General features: G+C 72.5%; 13 protein-coding genes. 9 read left to right on the top strand and 4 right to left on the bottom strand.

From position 1 onward, the window contains the following. Positions 1 to 22 precede the first annotated feature (22 nt). From ACQPZW_RS11150 to ACQPZW_RS11140, 3 genes are all read left to right on the top strand, one after another. Positions 23 to 664, top strand: coding sequence for a response regulator transcription factor (locus ACQPZW_RS11150; protein ID WP_433794768.1), 642 nt, complete (start codon positions 23 to 25; stop codon positions 662 to 664). A gap of 227 nt (positions 665 to 891) precedes the next feature. After that, the gene (locus tag ACQPZW_RS11145) at positions 892 to 1,560 is read left to right on the top strand and encodes a DUF4097 family beta strand repeat-containing protein (RefSeq protein WP_433794767.1); all 669 of its coding nucleotides are present in this window, start codon (positions 892 to 894) and stop codon (positions 1,558 to 1,560) included. A gap of 6 nt (positions 1,561 to 1,566) precedes the next feature. Then, on the top strand, positions 1,567 to 2,457 hold the full coding sequence (locus ACQPZW_RS11140; protein ID WP_433794766.1) for an ATP-binding cassette domain-containing protein: 891 nt from the start codon (positions 1,567 to 1,569) through the stop codon (positions 2,455 to 2,457). Here ACQPZW_RS11140 and ACQPZW_RS11135 read toward each other — a convergent pair. Genes ACQPZW_RS11135 through ACQPZW_RS11125 form a run of 3 tightly spaced genes read right to left on the bottom strand, consistent with a single transcriptional unit; the run spans position 2,441 to position 9,260 of the window. Continuing rightward, positions 2,441 to 5,512: a BTAD domain-containing putative transcriptional regulator gene (locus ACQPZW_RS11135; RefSeq protein ID WP_433794765.1), complete on the bottom strand. Its 3,072-nt coding sequence runs from the start codon at positions 5,510 to 5,512 to the stop codon at positions 2,441 to 2,443. The genes ACQPZW_RS11140 and ACQPZW_RS11135 overlap by 17 nt on opposite strands. A 54-nt stretch (positions 5,513 to 5,566) precedes the next feature. Then, positions 5,567 to 8,248, bottom strand: coding sequence for a hypothetical protein (locus ACQPZW_RS11130; RefSeq protein ID WP_433794764.1), 2,682 nt, complete (start codon positions 8,246 to 8,248; stop codon positions 5,567 to 5,569). 49 nt (positions 8,249 to 8,297) lie between these two features. Beyond that, positions 8,298 to 9,260, bottom strand: coding sequence for a glycoside hydrolase family 26 protein (locus ACQPZW_RS11125; protein WP_433794763.1), 963 nt, complete (start codon positions 9,258 to 9,260; stop codon positions 8,298 to 8,300). A gap of 193 nt (positions 9,261 to 9,453) precedes the next feature. Here ACQPZW_RS11125 and ACQPZW_RS11120 point away from each other — a divergent pair, with 193 nt between their 5' ends. Continuing rightward, the gene (locus ACQPZW_RS11120; protein ID WP_433794762.1) at positions 9,454 to 10,095 is read left to right on the top strand and encodes a DUF4232 domain-containing protein; all 642 of its coding nucleotides are present in this window, start codon (positions 9,454 to 9,456) and stop codon (positions 10,093 to 10,095) included. Positions 10,096 to 10,106: 11 nt separating this feature from the next. Here ACQPZW_RS11120 and ACQPZW_RS11115 read toward each other — a convergent pair whose 3' ends face one another. After that, entirely contained in the window at positions 10,107 to 11,066 is a 960-nt protein-coding gene (locus tag ACQPZW_RS11115; protein WP_433794761.1) for an endonuclease/exonuclease/phosphatase family protein, read from the bottom strand. Between the two features lie 108 nt (positions 11,067 to 11,174). Here ACQPZW_RS11115 and ACQPZW_RS11110 point away from each other — a divergent pair, with 108 nt between their 5' ends. The 5 genes from ACQPZW_RS11110 (at position 11,175) to ACQPZW_RS11090 (ending at position 15,219) form a co-directional block, all read left to right on the top strand. Then, on the top strand, positions 11,175 to 12,014 hold the full coding sequence (locus tag ACQPZW_RS11110) for a hypothetical protein (protein WP_433794760.1): 840 nt from the start codon (positions 11,175 to 11,177) through the stop codon (positions 12,012 to 12,014). Then, positions 11,951 to 13,414, top strand: coding sequence for a DUF4132 domain-containing protein (locus ACQPZW_RS11105; RefSeq protein WP_433794759.1), 1,464 nt, complete (start codon positions 11,951 to 11,953; stop codon positions 13,412 to 13,414). The genes ACQPZW_RS11110 and ACQPZW_RS11105 overlap by 64 nt, the downstream gene beginning before the upstream one ends. 318 nt (positions 13,415 to 13,732) lie before the next feature. Beyond that, positions 13,733 to 14,185, top strand: coding sequence for a helix-turn-helix transcriptional regulator (locus tag ACQPZW_RS11100; RefSeq protein ID WP_433794758.1), 453 nt, complete (start codon positions 13,733 to 13,735; stop codon positions 14,183 to 14,185). A 159-nt stretch (positions 14,186 to 14,344) separates the two neighbouring features. After that, positions 14,345 to 14,752 (top strand): hypothetical protein, encoded by a 408-nt coding sequence (locus ACQPZW_RS11095; RefSeq protein ID WP_433794757.1) that lies wholly within the window; start codon positions 14,345 to 14,347, stop codon positions 14,750 to 14,752. A 221-nt stretch (positions 14,753 to 14,973) separates the two neighbouring features. Beyond that, complete coding sequence (locus ACQPZW_RS11090; protein ID WP_433794756.1) at positions 14,974 to 15,219, top strand: hypothetical protein; 246 nt, start codon at positions 14,974 to 14,976, stop codon at positions 15,217 to 15,219. The last annotated feature ends 81 nt before the right edge of the window (positions 15,220 to 15,300 follow it).

The raw sequence follows: 15,300 nt of genomic DNA, 5'->3' as shown, positions 1-15,300 counted from the left end.
TCGTGATCACCGAGGAGCTGCCGTGCGCATTGTGATCGCCGAGGACTCGGTGCTGCTGCGGGCCGGCCTGACCCGGCTGCTCGGCGACGGCGGTTTCGATGTCGTCGAGGCCGTTGCCGACGCTGATCATCTACTCCGCGCGGTCGACGAGCATCGCCCCGACGTGGCGCTGGTCGACGTGCGGATGCCACCCACCCATACCGACGAGGGCATCCGGGCCGCGCTCGTCATCCGGCACCAGTTCCCGGCGGTCGCCGTGGTCGTCCTGTCGCAGTATGTCGAGGAGCGCTACGCCACCGACCTGCTGTCCGTGCGGACCAGTGGGATCGGATACCTGCTGAAGGACCGGGTCGCGCACGTCACCGACTTCCTCGACGCGCTACGCCGGGTGGCCGCCGGCGGCACCGCGCTCGACCCGGAGGTCGTCGCCCAGCTGATCGTGCGGCATCGTCCCGACCCGCTGGGACGGCTGACCCCGCGAGAGTCGGAAGTGCTGCGGCTGATGGCCGAGGGCCGGTCCAACAACGGCATCGTCGACACCCTCAAGGTCAGCCACAGCGCCGTCGAGAAATACATCAGCAGCATCTTCACCAAGCTCGACCTACCCGCCGCCGACTCCGACCACCGCCGTGTCCTGGCGGTCGTGAAGTTCCTGCGCACCTGACACGACCCGCCCCACGGCGCGCTCGCGGGCCGGGCCTGACACGCGCCGACCGGACCGCGGGCCGGGCCGACACGCGCCAACCAGCGACCGCGGGCCAGGCCGGGGACCGCGGGCCAGGCCTGACACGCGCCGACCGGGATCGCGGGCGCGTGTCAGCGCGCTGTCGGAGCCGTGTCAGTGGCGGCGGTCAAGGTCTGTGGGTCAGCAGCGCACACAGCAGGGAGAGCATGATGCAGACGTTCGACATCGCCGGCCCGATCACCGTCGTCCTCGACATTCCGGCCGGCCGGATCGCGGTCAACGGCGCGGATCAGGCCGGGGCCACGGTGGAGGTTCGGCCGGCGGACGCCTCGAAAGGGCGTGACGTCAAGGCTGCGGAGCAGATCACGACCGCGTACGACGACGGTGTGCTGCGGATCGAGGCCTCGTCGGCGAAGAACATGATCTTCGGCAACTCGGGGTCCGTCGACGTGACGGTCCGGGTGCCCGCCGGGTCACGGGTCGAGGGCCGGGCGGCGGCCGCCGAGTTCCGGGGTTCCGGCCGGTTCGGTGACGTCGCCTTCGACACCGCTCAGGGACCCGTCCACATCGACGAGACCGGGGGCGCCCGGATCGGGGTGGCCGCCGGGGACGTGACGATCGGGCGGCTCACCGGGCCCGCGGAGATCAGCGTCAGCAAGGGAGACATCCGGATCGCCGAGGCGGTTCGGGGCACGGTCGTGCTGCGTGTGCAGGCGGGGGCGATCGAGGTCGGCGCGGCGGCGGGAGTGCCGGCGGTGCTGAACGCGGGGGTCTCGTACGGGCGGGTCGACAACCGTTTGAAGAACGACGGCACGGCTGAGTTGGAGATCCACGCGACCAGCTCGTACGGCGACATCGTCGCCCACAGCCTCTGAGCCCGGGTGGGCGCCGCGTATGCGATCCACGTCGAGGGGCTGGTCAAACGCTACGGAGAGACGGTCGCGCTGGACGGTGTCGACCTGTGGGTGCCGGCCGGCAGTGTCGCCGGGGTGCTGGGCCCACCCGGCGCGGGCAAGACCACCCTGATCCGCATCTTGGCCGGGCTGACCAGCCCCGATGAGGGACGGGTCACGATCATCGGGGAGAGCCGGACCGTGCCGGCGAAGGGCGAGCCGGAGAAAGGCGGCCCGGGGCAGGGCGAGCCGAGGCAACGCAAGCTGAGGCAAGGCGAGCCGGAGAAAGACGAGCCGAGGCAACGCGCGCCGGAAATGGGCAGACCGGCGGAAGGCGGGCCCGAAAGAGACGGACCGACGGCAGGCGGGCCTGAAAAAGGCAGACCAACGGCAGACGGGCCGGAAAGAGGCGGACCGCAAGTGCTGTTGTTCGACGAGCCCACCGCCGGGCTGGGCCCGCGGGCCAGGGACGAGCGGTGGGAGGAGATTCGCCGGCTGGTCGGGGACGGGGCTACGGCGGTGGTGACGACCCGGTTTCCGGAGGAGGCGGTGCAGCTCGCCGACCGGATCACCGCCCTCGACCGGGGCCGGGTGGTCGCCGCGGGCCGGGCCGGGGAGCTGCGACGGCGGATCGGCGGTCAGGTGCTGCATGTGCGGGCGACGGTCGCGGCCGACGGCGACGCGGTGGGCCGGATCCTGCACGAGCTGACCGGGACGGTCCCGGACCGGGACTCCGGCACGGGCCGGCTCACCGTGCCGGCCGGGGACGTGATGCTGGTGTCGGCGCTGGTCCGGCGGCTGGACGCGGCGGGGATCCCGGTCGACGAGCTGGGCCTGCGCCTGCCCCGTCTGGACGAGGTGCTCAGATCGCTGCGGTGAGCCGCCGCAGGGCCTCCTCGCGGGGCAGTCGCGCGCCCGTCCCGTACGCCGCCCGGTAGGTCTGGTCACCGAGAGCCGTGACCAGACCGGCGACCAGGTCACGCAGCACCGGTTCGCCCTGGTCGAAGGCGCCGCGGATCGCCTGGCTCCAGCCCAGCGCGGTCGCGGCGTCGTCCGGCCGGTCCTCCAGGGCGAGCAACTCGCCGACCTGCTCGGCCACCCACGCCAGGCCGTTGCTCTGGTTGCGGGCGATGTTGGGCCGCACGGCCCGCGGCAGCAGCTCCCGGGCGCTGGCGGCGTCGCGGGCGGCGAGCCGGTTCATCATCCGGGTGCCGTCGATCAGATCATGGGCCATCTCTTCGGGGTACGGCAGATCGTGCGCCCGTCTCCGCAGCGTGTCGAGGGTGCGCTCGGCCGCGTCGAGGTCACCGGCACGGCGCTGCCAGCCCGCGACGCCGAACAGCAGGGCCGCCTCCCGCCGCCGGCCGAGTCGCCCGGCGCGCTGCTGCATGGCCCGCAGGTCGCGGTGGGCGCCGTCGAGGTCGCCGCCGCGCATGCGCTCGCGGGCCAGCCGGTTGCGTGACCAGTACAGGAAGTCTTCGGTGCCGAGTTCGGCGCTGATCGCGACGGCCCGCTCGAACGCGGCGATCGAGGTGGCGTAGTCGCCGCGCAACGACGGGAGCCGACCGATGGCGAGCAGGCTCATCACCAGGCCCCACCGGTCGCCGGCCGCCTCGAAACCACGGACCGCCTCCTCCCGGGCGCGGGCGCCGCCGTCCAGGTCGCCCTGTTCGACGAGGGTGAAGTTGTGGGCCCAGTGGGCGCTGGCCCGCACCCACGGATCCTCGGAGGTCAGGGCCGCGCGCAGCCCCGACTCGGGGGAGAACGCCTGCTGGGAGATCCACAGCAGACGGGCGGGGTGGACCTCGCGGGTGCGCAGCGTGGACCGTACCAACTGAAGGGCTTGACGGGCGCCGTCCGGCGCGATGTCGCCGAGGTCGCACAACGCGGCGAGGTGGGTCTCCAGCCGGGTGTTGAGGCCCCGGTTCGCCCAGTACCAGAACAGGGCCTTGATGAAGCGGTACGCGCGGACGGCGTCCCCGGAGTCCAGAGCGGCCCCCAGCGCGGCCGTCAGATTGTCGTGCTCGGCGTCGAGGACGGCGAGCGCGGTCAGCTGATCGCGGGTGCGCAGCAGTGGCTCCTGCTCCTCGGCCAGCTCCAGGTGATGGTCGGCGAACCGGGCCGTCAGGTCGTCGGAGGACGCGGCCAGTTGCTGCGCGCCGTATGCCCGGACCGTCTCCAGCATCCGGTAGCGCCCGCCGGACTGCTGCACGATCGACTTCTCCACCAGCGAGTCCAGCACGTAGAGCACGTCGTCGGCCGGGAGGCTCTCGTCGGCGCAGACCGCTTCCAGCGCGGCCGGTCGGGCCCCACCGGGGAAGATCGACAGCCGGCGGGCCAGGGTCCGTTCCGCCTCGTCGAGCAGGTCCCAGCTCCACTCGACCATCGCCAGCAGGGTGCGCTGGCGTGGCATCGCGGTGCGGCTGCCCGAGGTCAGCAGCCGGAACCGGTCGTCGAGGCCGCGGACGATCCGCTCCACCGGCATCGACCGCAGCTTCACCGCGGCCAACTCCAGCGCCAGTGGCATCCCGTCGAGCCGCCAGCAGATCTCCACCACCGCGTCGACGGTCTGCTCGTCCAGGGTGAAACCGGGCCGGACGACGGCGGCCCGGTCGGCGAACAGGCGTACCGCGGCGGCGCCGGCGGCGGTGGCGAGGTCCGGTTCGCCGGTGGGCAGCGCCAGTGGCCCGAGGTGACACAGCGCCTCCCCGGTGATGGCGAGCGGCTCCCGGCTGGTCGCCAGGATCCGCAGCCGGGCGAGGCGGCCGAGCAGGTCGTCGGCCAGTCGCGCGGCCGCGTCCACGAGATGCTCGCAGTTGTCCAGGATGAGCAGGGCGTCGCCGACATCGAGCAGCTCGGTGAGCCGGTCGATCGCCGCGGCCGGCTGTCCGCTGTCGTAGAGCCGGCCGTGCGACGAGCCGACCACACCGAGAACGGCGTCGGTGAGCTGCGCGGCGTCGCCGATCGAGGCCAGCGGCACGAACCACACCCGGCCCGGATCGTGGGCCGGGTCCCGGCGGGCCGCCTCCAGCGACAGCCGGGTCTTGCCGGCGCCGCCGGGCCCGACGACGGTGACGAGCCGGGCCGAGCCCGCCAGCGCGGCGATCCGGGCCAGCTCGTCCTCGCGGCCGACGAAGCTGGTGACGGCGGCCGGGAGGCGGCTCGGGGTGACCGAGGCGGCCGGGGCGGCGGGCCGTTCGAGCTGGCCGCGCAGCAGGGACAGATGCAGTTCGCGCAGCTCCGGCGCCGGGTCGACGCCGAGCTCGTCGCTGAGCCGGGCACGGATCCGCTCGTAGACGGCGAGTGCGTCGGACTGCCGGCCGGCCGCCGACAGCGCGCGCATGCGCAGCATGGCGAGCCGTTCACTGAGCGGCCGGTGGACGGCGGCGGCGCTCAGGTCGGCCAGGATCGGCAGGTGCCGGCCCAGAGCCAGCTCGGCCTCGAAGCGGTCGTCGGCGGCGCCGGTCCGCAGCTCGTCGAGGCGGGCGGCGGTGTTGCGGGCGAACGGGGCGTCGAGGATGTCGGAGAGTGCCGACGACTGCCAGAGGCCGGCGGCCGCGCCGAGCGTGGCGGCGGCCTCCTCGATGCGTCCGGCCGCGAGCTCCCGGCGGCCCCGCGTGGCCAGCTGCTCGAACCGGTGGGCGTCGACGTCGTCGGGGCGGATCGGCAGACGGTAGCCGCCGGCCGCGAAGTCGACGGTCGCGGTGGCGCCCAGGACCCGCCGGAGCCGGGAGACCAGGCCCTGCAGCGCGGCGGAGGCGCCGGCCGGCGGGTGCTCACCCCACAGGTCGTCGATGAGGGTGTCGGCCTGCACCGGGCGGCCGGCGGCCAGCGCGAGCCGGGCCAGCAGCATCCGCAGCCGGGCGCCGGGCACGTCCACCGGCACGCCGTCGTCCGATGTGGCCGTCACCGGTCCCAGCACCACAACCCGCACCGCAGCATGATCGCAAAGTGCCCGGGACCGTGTGGCCCCGGGCACTCGGCGTCGTCAGTCGGTCACGGCGCCGTCGACGGGCGGCAGGAAGACCGGGTCCCATGCTCCGGGCAGGAACAGCAGGCCCTCCAACCGGGTGTGCTCGGTGCCCTCGGCCTCGCCGTCGGCCACGGTCGGCACGCTCAGCTGCACCGACGTCGTGTCCGCCGGGATCTCCACGAACGGCTGGAGGTTGGTGGCCGTCAGCGGCCGGGACGGCTCGGGATCCTCCCCGCTGTTGTCGGCGAACCACTGCGGATCGAGGTCGGTCGACGACAGCTCGGGCCCGGCCGCCGGCGGTTGCGGCAGGAAGATCAGGTACGTGAAGTCGTCGACCGGCGTGGACAGGGTGACCGTCCAGTTCAGCGGGGACCCCTCGGCGGCCGTGGCGGACGGTGTGATCGTGGCGTCCGGCGCGGGCTCGTCCTCCCGTACCGCGACACCGCCGTCGTAGTCGCCGACCACCGCGTTCCGCAGTGCCTTCGCCGCCACCGTCCAGCGCCGGTCACCGCCGTAGGTGGTGTTGCCCGGCACCGAGACCGGCACCGGGATCCGGGTGGTCCCCGGTTTCACCTCGGCCGTCCAGCTCGTCGTCTGGTAGGTCCGCCCGTCGATGACGAACAGCCGGATCGTGGCCGTGCGCGGCCCCTTCGACGTGACCTGCACCGTGTAGGTGGCCGTGCCGGAGTCGCCCTCGTCGACGGCGATCTCGCCGACGTCGACGCGGTCGAGTGCGGCCGGTCGTGGCGCGGGGGTGCCGGGCCGCCAGCCCCAGGCGTCGATCAGCCAGGCCGGCCCGTCGCCCCGCGGGGTGATGTCGAGGCGGGCCACCGAGCGGATGCCGGCCGGCAGCGGCAGCCGGACCTCCTGCGCCCAGTGCGACCGGGTCCAGTCGCTGCCGGGCAGTCCGGTCACGGTGGCGGTGCCGAGGTCGGTGCGCCGGCCCCGGTCGTCGGTGACCGCGACGGCGAACCCGGTGGCCGGAGCGTTCGGGGGCACGATGAGGCGCATCGCGAGCGCCTGGGAGCCGGCCACCGGAAGCGCCTTCGCCGGTTCCAGCGTGGCGGTGGCGGGACCGTCGATCGCGACCATCTTCCGGTCGGGCTCGGGCACCGCGAACGGCACGAAGTGCGGCGATCCCGCCGCCGGATCGTCCGCGCTGAGGCAGGCTTCCTCCGGCGTCGCCGGCACCTGGTCACAAAGACGGGCATTCCGTACGGTCAGCGTCGCGTCCGGGACGACGGCAGCCGTGCGGTTCGCCCCGATCGCGTGGCTCAGCACCCGGGCCGGGCCGGCTGACGGGGCGCGCACCCCGGTGCCGTCCAGCAACGGCCGGGCCCGGTCGTCGCCGGCCGCGAACAGCCGGGCCGCCGCCGCGATGTAGGTGGCCCCGGCGGTCTGCTGTTGCTGCGGGGTGAGCCGGGCCGCGGCCACCCCGGAGGTGCACAGCGGGTCGTCCTCGCCCTGGAAGTCGTCGAACGCCGGCCCGACCGCCTGCCCTGGCGTCCACTCGGTGTTGAAGTAGTTGTGGTTCGCGCCGACCATGTAGAGCGCGCTGTGCAGCGCCCGGCCGGAGCTGACCCCCCGGGTGGCGTCGACGAACATCTGCCCCTGCAGGTCCGACACGTCACCGTCGCAGCCGGGCAGGATCGTCGCCGACGGCACGTCGGGCTGCGGGTTCTGGCCGAAGAGGGTCGGCCCGACCAGCAGCAGTCCGCGGATCGTCCAGCGGACCCGGCCCCGGTAGTCGTCGCTCGCGGGCGGGTTGAGGCTGTCGACGGCGGCCCGGTTGACCCCTTCGCCACCACGCGAGTGGCCCATCAGGAAGACCCGGGACAGGTCGGCCCGCGGCGCCGCGCGGACGATCGCGGGTGCCTTGGCACGGCCGCTGCCGGACCAGTCGGCCCAGCGGGCCAAATGCATCCGGACCAGCGACGAGCGGGCCTGCGCGCCACCGTCGGAGTCGGCGAGGTCCTGGGCGTTGACGCCGTTGGCCGAGATCGACACGGTGACGTAGCCCTGCGAGGCGAGCAGCCGCTGCGCCTCCAGGTAGCCCCGGTGACTGGGCACCGGCTCCGAACCGGCCGGGCACGGCCACTGGAGGCTGATCGAATCGAGGTCGTCACCGGCGAAGCAGGTCCAGTGGCGGCCGTGCAGGAACACCGCGAGCGGCCGGGCGCCCGGCGCTCCCTTGGGCGCCACCACGACGGCCTGCATCTCCACCGGGGACGGGTAGGTCGACAGTCTCACGCCGGGCAGCGTGTACTCGCCGGTGGTCGTCGCGTACGGCCCCTTGACACCGGGGTCGATCGCGGCGGCCGGCAACGCGGGTGGGGTCGCGGGTGTGGTGGCGGCCCGGCGCTGCCCGCCCTTCGGCGCGGCCGCGTCGACCCGGTCACCGCCGATCCGGACCTGCAGATCGGTCAGCCGCCCGCGCGCACCGCCCGGCAGGACGAACGTGCGCAGGTCGGCGCTCTGACGGGCGTGGCCGAGCAGCCGGTCACCGGACCAGAACTCGACCCGGGCGTCACCGGGTGGGATCACGTCCTCGCTGGTCCAGGTCAGCGATCCGGTGCCGAACGACCAGCCGTGCGGCAGCACGCTCGGCACGGGTCTCGGGGGATCCGCCGAAGCGGGCGCCGGCGCTCCCAGCAGCAGGGTGCTCGCCGCGACGGCGGCGGCCAGAGATCTACGCATGCACTCCGTCTTAGTCGATGCATGCAAATATTCCCATTGCTGCCGGTTCTCAGCCGGAGAAGCGGCTCTTGCGGGCCATCTTGCGGTACGCGGCCAGCGCCTCGGCGTCGGTGTCCGGCCGGAAGTTGCGGGAGGTGCCCTTCTGCTGGTCGGTGTCGAACCAGACCACCGCCCCGATCGACGGCGTCGCGTCCACGTAGGCGGACAGCCTGCGGATCCACGGGGCCTTCGTGTTCCGCCCGTGGCCGATCGCCGCCGTCTCGGCCAGGACGATCGGCTTGCGCTTGCCGTAGGCGTCGACTATCGGCGTGAACAGGGTCCTCGGCGACTCCTTGGAGAAGTTGTAGCCGGACACCCCCACCCAGTCGACGTAGGCGTCCCCCGGGTAGTAGCGCTGGAACCTGTTCCAGGACACGTCGGGGCCGGAGTTCCAGTTGGGACCCCACACCCAGGCGACGTTGGAGGCGCCCTCGTCCCGGAAGATGCGGTGCATCCGCCGCCACGACTTGATGTACCCGGCCGGCTTCCTCCCGTTGTGGGCGCCGTCCCAGTCGAACCAGTTGCCGTTCATCTCCCAGCCCCAGCGCAGCATGATCGGACGCTGCATGCCGGCCAGCCGGGTCGCCATGAGGGCGATGTCGCGGTCCGACTTCCCGCTGGTGATCCGCTTGTGGAAGGTGCCGTCCCAGGACACCATGAGCACCGCGCCGGACGGCACCTCCGGCTCGCTGACCGGCGCATACCCCGTCCACGGGTAGTAACGGTGCACGATCCGCTGCTCCCGGCCGAGCTGACGGCGGCGCAACGCCAGGCTCTCGGTGAGCGTCCGGCCGCGCAGCGACAGGTACGACCCGAGCATCGCCCTACCCGGCCGGAAGCGGACCGGGCCGCCCCACGTCGTCGCCGCCTCGGCCGGGTGGGCCACGGCGGCGGTCAGCACCGCGGCCGGCGCCGCCATCGCCATCAGGCTCAGCACCCGGCGGCGGTCCATCCCACGCTGCTCGTCGTCCACGCGCCCAGCGTGCCCGGCCGGGCTGCCCGCCGCCCTCGTCCCCGCAGTCGCAAAACCCGCCCGACCATCCCGAATCGGACATTGCCGCCCTACCGCGTTCGTGCCAGCTCCGGCCCTGGCCGTCATGCCGCGCACCGCATCGGGCACGGTGGGACACGTTGATCCTTCGCGACCCCTCGGAGACAGGAAGACCATGCGAGTCCTGAAGACGGCCCTTCCCGGCCTGGTACTGCTCACCGCCCTGGCCGCCTGCGGCGATTCCGGCGATGACACGACCAGGGCCGCCCCGGCCGGCACCGGGACGTCGGCCTCGGCCGGAGCTCAGCCGGCGGGCGGGACCACGTCCGCCGCGCCGGCGACGAGCACGGGCGCACCGAAGACCGGCGGGAAGGCGAAGTGCACCACCAAGGACGTGGCGGTCACGATCACGGCGCAGCCGGGCGACGATCCCCGGGTGCAGCGCGGGCTGGTCGCCGTCACCAACACGGCGAAGCAGTCCTGCACGGTCCGCGGCTGGCTGACGATCACGCTGGTGAACGCGGCGGACCAACCGGTCGACGTGCCGACGGAGACGGTCGAGGAGCCGGGCCCGGACGTGGACGTCACGCTCAAGCCGGGCACCACCGCGTTCGCCGGGATCAAGTGGACGGCCTGCGACAAGAGCGATGCGGCGTGCAACGTCGGCAACACGATCCGCTTCAACCTGACCAAAGCGGCCACCGGGCCGGCGGCGAAGCTGGACGGGTTCCCGGCGGCCGAGAAGAGCGGCATCACCATGAAGTCGCTGCAGATCGGCAGTCTGCAGCCGGCCACGCAGGGCGTCGTCGCCTGGTGATCGACGGCTGATCAGGACGGGAGGCGAAGGCGGGCCTGGATCGGCAGGTGATCGCTCGGGTACTGGCCGCCCTGCTGGTGGGTGTTCATCAGGGCGGCCCGCACGGTGACGCCGGGGCTGGTCAGGATCCAGTCGTCGCGTTCGCCGTCCGGGATCAGGGGGTCGTAGTTGTGGATCGTGCCCCAGGCCGGGCCGCGGACGGGCGCGGTCCAGCTGTCGCGGAGGCCGGCCTCGACGGTGAGGACGCGGTAGACCTCGCCGGACGGTTCGGCGGGGCTGTTGAAGTCGCCGGTCAGCACGATCGGCAGCGGGGCCAGACCGGCCAGGCGGTCCGTGATCAGGCGGGCGGAGTGGCGGCGAGCGGTCTCGCTGACGTTGTCGAGGTGGGTGTTGACGGCGTAGAAACGGCCGCCGGTCCGCTCGTCGGCGAACAGCACCCACGTGACCATGCGTACGCGATGTGACTGCCAGCTCGTCGACCCGGGGACGTCGGGTGTCTCGGAGAGCCAGAAGTGGCCGTGCCCGCGCGGGCGCAGCCTGGTCCGGTTGTAGAAGATCTCCATGTGCTCGCCGAGCCCGCCGGGGTCGCGGCCGGTGCCGATGCGGTCGTAGTCGGGGCCCAGGTCGCTCTCGATGTCGCGCAACTGGATGGCCAGGCCCTCCTGGGTGCCGATCAGATCCGGCCGCTCGGCCGCCAGCAGGGCGCGTGTCACCGGGCGTCGCTGACCCCACGAGTGCGGTGGGGTGATGCTCGCGAACCGCAGGTTGAAGCTCATCACCTCCAGGTCGGCGACCCGGGCCGGGCCGGCGAGACGGTCCATGGCGGACATCGGCGGGACGGTGACCGACGGGGTGACGGCCGACGGCGTGGGAGCGGGGGTCGCGGCCGGACGCTGGACGGCCTCGCCGGCGACGACCGCGGCACCGAGCACGGTGAGTGCGGTGAGGACGAGCACCCGCATCCCGCGCATCGGTCGACGATAGCAAGTGGATGGCTACGCACGGTGACTCCACGGTTGCGATTGGGCCGGCCGTCGCTGCTCCGATACGGTCGGGCGGGTCGACGGGGAGGCGCAACGATGGCGGCGGGCAGCGGGAACAGGCCGATCGTGATCGACGGCCTGTTCTGCACGGACGAGCCGCTCCTGGTGTGGGCGGACGGCGAGCGCGAGCGGTGGGCGGCCCGGGCCGCCGCCCTCGACCACGGCCGGGAGCAGCCCGACTGGCCACTGGCGGTGACCGGTGCCGACCGGCTGTCCGACCTGGCGCCGCCGCAGATCTCGTGGCTGATCGCGAAGGGTCCGGACGGTCCGGCCCGGGCGCTGCTCGCCGATCCGCCGATGCTGCGCCACCGGCAGCGGATCGATCTCGGCCGGGTGGCGGTCGCCCGGTTCGAGAAGGACGCGATCGCGTTCGCGCTCAGCGAGGCCGGTCAGAGCGCCGATTCCCTCGGCCTGCTGGTGCTGCCGATCCGCGCTGCGCAGGCGGCGGCCCTGGTCGCGGGCTGGTTACGGCACCTCGGATCGGCACGGCTGTGGGCGCGGCTCTGGCTGAGCCGGCACGCCGAGGCCGCGGCGCGGGCGCTGATCCCGGCCGCCGTGGGGCGACCGGGCAAGACCCGGCAGAACGCGGGAGACGCACTGCGCCACCTCGCCGCGAGCGGTCACCGGGCGTTGATCCACAAAACCGCGGAGGGGTACGGCCACGGGGCGCTCGCCGTGGTGGTGGACCTCCTCGGGCTGGACGTCGCAGTGAACGAGCAGCTGACACTCGTACCCCCATGGGTTCGTCCCTGCCGCAACCCGCCCGGAAGGCGGGAGCACCGCGATGGGCGCGCCCCGAGGTGTTGCCGGCGTTGCGCCGGGCCGGCGGCGGCGTGCTCTCCGGTGACGAGACAGCCGCGGTGGTGGAGGCGCTGACGCGGTCGTGTCCGGCCGATCCGCCGGAGCCGGCGCCCGGTGACCCGGATCGTCCGCGGCCGGTGGTCGTCGAGTCGTCGGCGGCCACCCAGCCGCTGGTGGCCGCCCTCGACGACCGGGCGGCCCGGCTGCTGGCGGGCTGTGATCGCGAGAGCCTGGCGGCGTTCGGGCGGGCGCTCCTGGACGCGTGGCTGGCCGACGGGATGCCCGCGGCCGAGTCGTGGGCGCTGGTCGCGCAGGCGCACGTCGGTGACGACGCCACGATGGATCAGCTGGGGCCGCTGGTCCGGTCGTGGCCGGCGAAGAGCCGGTACGCGCGGGCGATAGACGGTTTCGCGGTGCTGGCCACGGTGGGCTCGGACGTGTCGTTGCGGCATCTGCTGGCGATCGAGGCGAACATGTCGGGCGGGTCGACGAACGACCGGGCCGCCGACTATCTGACACAGGCGGCGGCCCTGCGCGGGCTGTCGGTGACGCAGTTGGCCGACCGGCTGGCGATCACGCACGGACTCGACACGGGGCTCGCCGTCGACTACGGGCCGCGCCGGTTCCCGGTGGTCGTCGACGAGCATCTGACGGCGCACGTGGCCGGCCCGGACGGGCGGATCCTGACGCGGCCGCCGAAGCCTGGCGTGAAGGACACCGACGCCGGCGCGTACCAGTGGTTCCTGCAGTTCAAGAAGGATCTGCGGGCGACCGCGGCGGCGCAGACGGCACGGCTGGAACGGGAGATGCACACGCACCGGACGCGCCCGGCCCGCGACCTCGCCGGGGTGCTGCTGCCGCATCCGATCCTGGGGCCGATCGCGCGGCGGCTGCTGTGGGGCGAGTACGACACGGCGAACCGCCTGGTCCGGGCGCTGCGGGTGGCGGAGGACGGCAGTCTCGCCGACGTCCACGACACGACCGTCGCGGTCTCCGGGAACACGCCGCTGGGGATCGTGCACCCGGCCGAGCTGGGCGACGAGCTGGCCGGGTGGGCGCAGATCATCACCGACTACGAGATCCTGCAGCCGTTCGCGCAGGTGAACCGGCCGGCGGTGGCGCTCACCGCGGAGCAGCGGGTGGCGACGGGCCTGGCCGGGTTCGGGCCGGTGGCCCCGGACGCGATCGAGGGGCTGCTGCGCGGGCGGTGGCACGGCAACGGGTACGAGACATCGAACAGCACGCACACCCAACTGCGGCACGGGATGCCGGGCGGCTTGACGCTGCTGGCCGAACTGGACCCGGGAGTGCCGACGTCGGCATACCCGACCCCGGCCGGTGAACAGCGGATCACCGAGATCTGGGTGGACGACACCTGGTCGGACCACTGGCAGCGGGAGCGGCGGACCCCGATGGGAGCCGCTGATCCGGCCGCCCTGTCGGAGTTGCTCGTCGAACTGTACGCGCTCTCTTGATTTTCCCGTCCGCAAATATCGGACCGGGGGACGCGCCAAAAGGCCGTTAGGTTGCCGGGAGTTTGCTGTCAAGTTCCGGCACCTGTGCAATGGCTGATCTTTGATAGTGTGACGCGACATACACGGTTGTCGACGTGACGCGGAGGCGTCAATCCACCAGAACTGCGAAAGATCATTTCGAGTACGGGGGACACGAATGTTGCACATTAACTGCAATCACCGAATGAGATCGGCCCCCAGCGGCATCGCCGTCGCGGGCCGGACCACTCCCCACCAGCCCGCTACCGCCGCCACGCGGTCGTGATCCGGCTGGGGATCGTGGCACCTCGCGCACTCGTCCGGGCCGGCCTGTCAGCCGCCCTGGCCAGCGCCGAGGTCACGATCATCGAGGAGGCCGCCGACCTGGACGACGGCGACCTGAAATTCGCGCTGGGCGATCTGGACGCGGTCATCGTGGACGCATCCGTGCTGGTCAAGTGGACCGATGGCCAGCCCGTGGCGGCCGCTTCGCTGTCCGCCGAGGTCGGCCTCCGGGTGGGGCTGCGACTGTGGCGCGGGGCGATCGAGCGGATCGTTCTGCTCAGCGTGCGCGAGCGTGAGGTGCTCGGCCTGATCGGCGACGGCCTGTCGAACCACGCCATCGCCAGCCAGCTCGACCTGGCCGAGCGCACCATCAAGGCCCACGTCGGCCGCATTCTCACCAAACTCGAGGTGGAGTCACGCCTGCAGGCGGGCCTGGTCGCCATGGCGCATCGCGCGAGCGCCGACTGAGTGTCGCCTGCCCGACATCAAAGCGAGAAATGAGCTCGATTCGTCTTCGCGGACTACGACTTTGGTCTTATCCACAGTCGTGTACCAAGCGTGCCATTCTGGACCTTCTCTTTCCCGGAGCGACAGTAAACCGGGGATATCAAACACGGGAGGACAGAAATGAAATTGCACGCCCAGTGCATTTCCGTGGTGTCGGCGGTCGCCGTCGGGGCCCTGACCATGGGCGCCCCGGCGGCAGCCTCGGCCGTCCCGCGTCCGTGGACGCTGACCTGGCTGCAGGGCAAGGCCTCCGGCAACTACACGGTCGTCCAGCAGCCACTCGGGATCGGCCGCACCTACACCGTCACCGGCACGGTCAGCGCCGGCGGATCGGCCGACTGCTACGTCGTCCGGTTCACCGCCGGGGCCCACTCCACCGACTCGCCGCAGGCTTGCGGGTCCACGCCGGCGAGCTTCGCCTTCAAGTACACCGTCGCCGTCGTCAACCCGGCGACTCTCCGGCTGTGCCGCGTCACGGTCCCCGGCTGCGGCCCGGCCCTGCCTCTCACCGGCGGCATCGGCGTGTGACGTCCTTTCGTCGCATCAGCGGCGGAGAGCACCGACCAAGGGACGCATTCCAGCAGACCAAGGTCCGATATGGATCCTCCCCCAGCTCGCATAGATTGATTTCCAAGAAGGACGGAAAATGGCGACTCGCGGCCGCTGAATTATTCGTCCGAGGGAGCACTGCAGCGCTCCTCGCGAGTAAGGGAATATTCCACATAGCCCTTTTTGGGGGAGGATCTAAAATGATGAACGATCTGGCGATGCGGACCGGTGTGGCGCCGTACCTGATGGTCGCGAAGTCGCGTTTCGACGCCGCCGTGATGCGCTACGACGCCTGGTTCCTGGTGTTCACCGCGGTCATCCTGGCCCTCGGCGCCACCGTGGTGCTCGGTGCCGCCGTCTGGTGCATCACCCGGGGCCACGGCTCCTTCACCGGCAGCTTCTCGTTCAAGAACTTCGGCCTGAAGGTCAACCTCGAGTGCCGATAGTCCGGCATTGAACTGAGGCCGGGCGGCCACTGGCCGCCCGGCTTCCTCCCCAGGAGCGAAATTGATGACAGCGCCTTTCTC

The sequence above is a fragment of the Actinoplanes sp. CA-252034 genome (assembly GCF_050956125.1).
Classification (GTDB): domain Bacteria; phylum Actinomycetota; class Actinomycetes; order Mycobacteriales; family Micromonosporaceae; genus Actinoplanes.
This window is presented reverse-complemented; position numbering and strand designations above follow the sequence as displayed.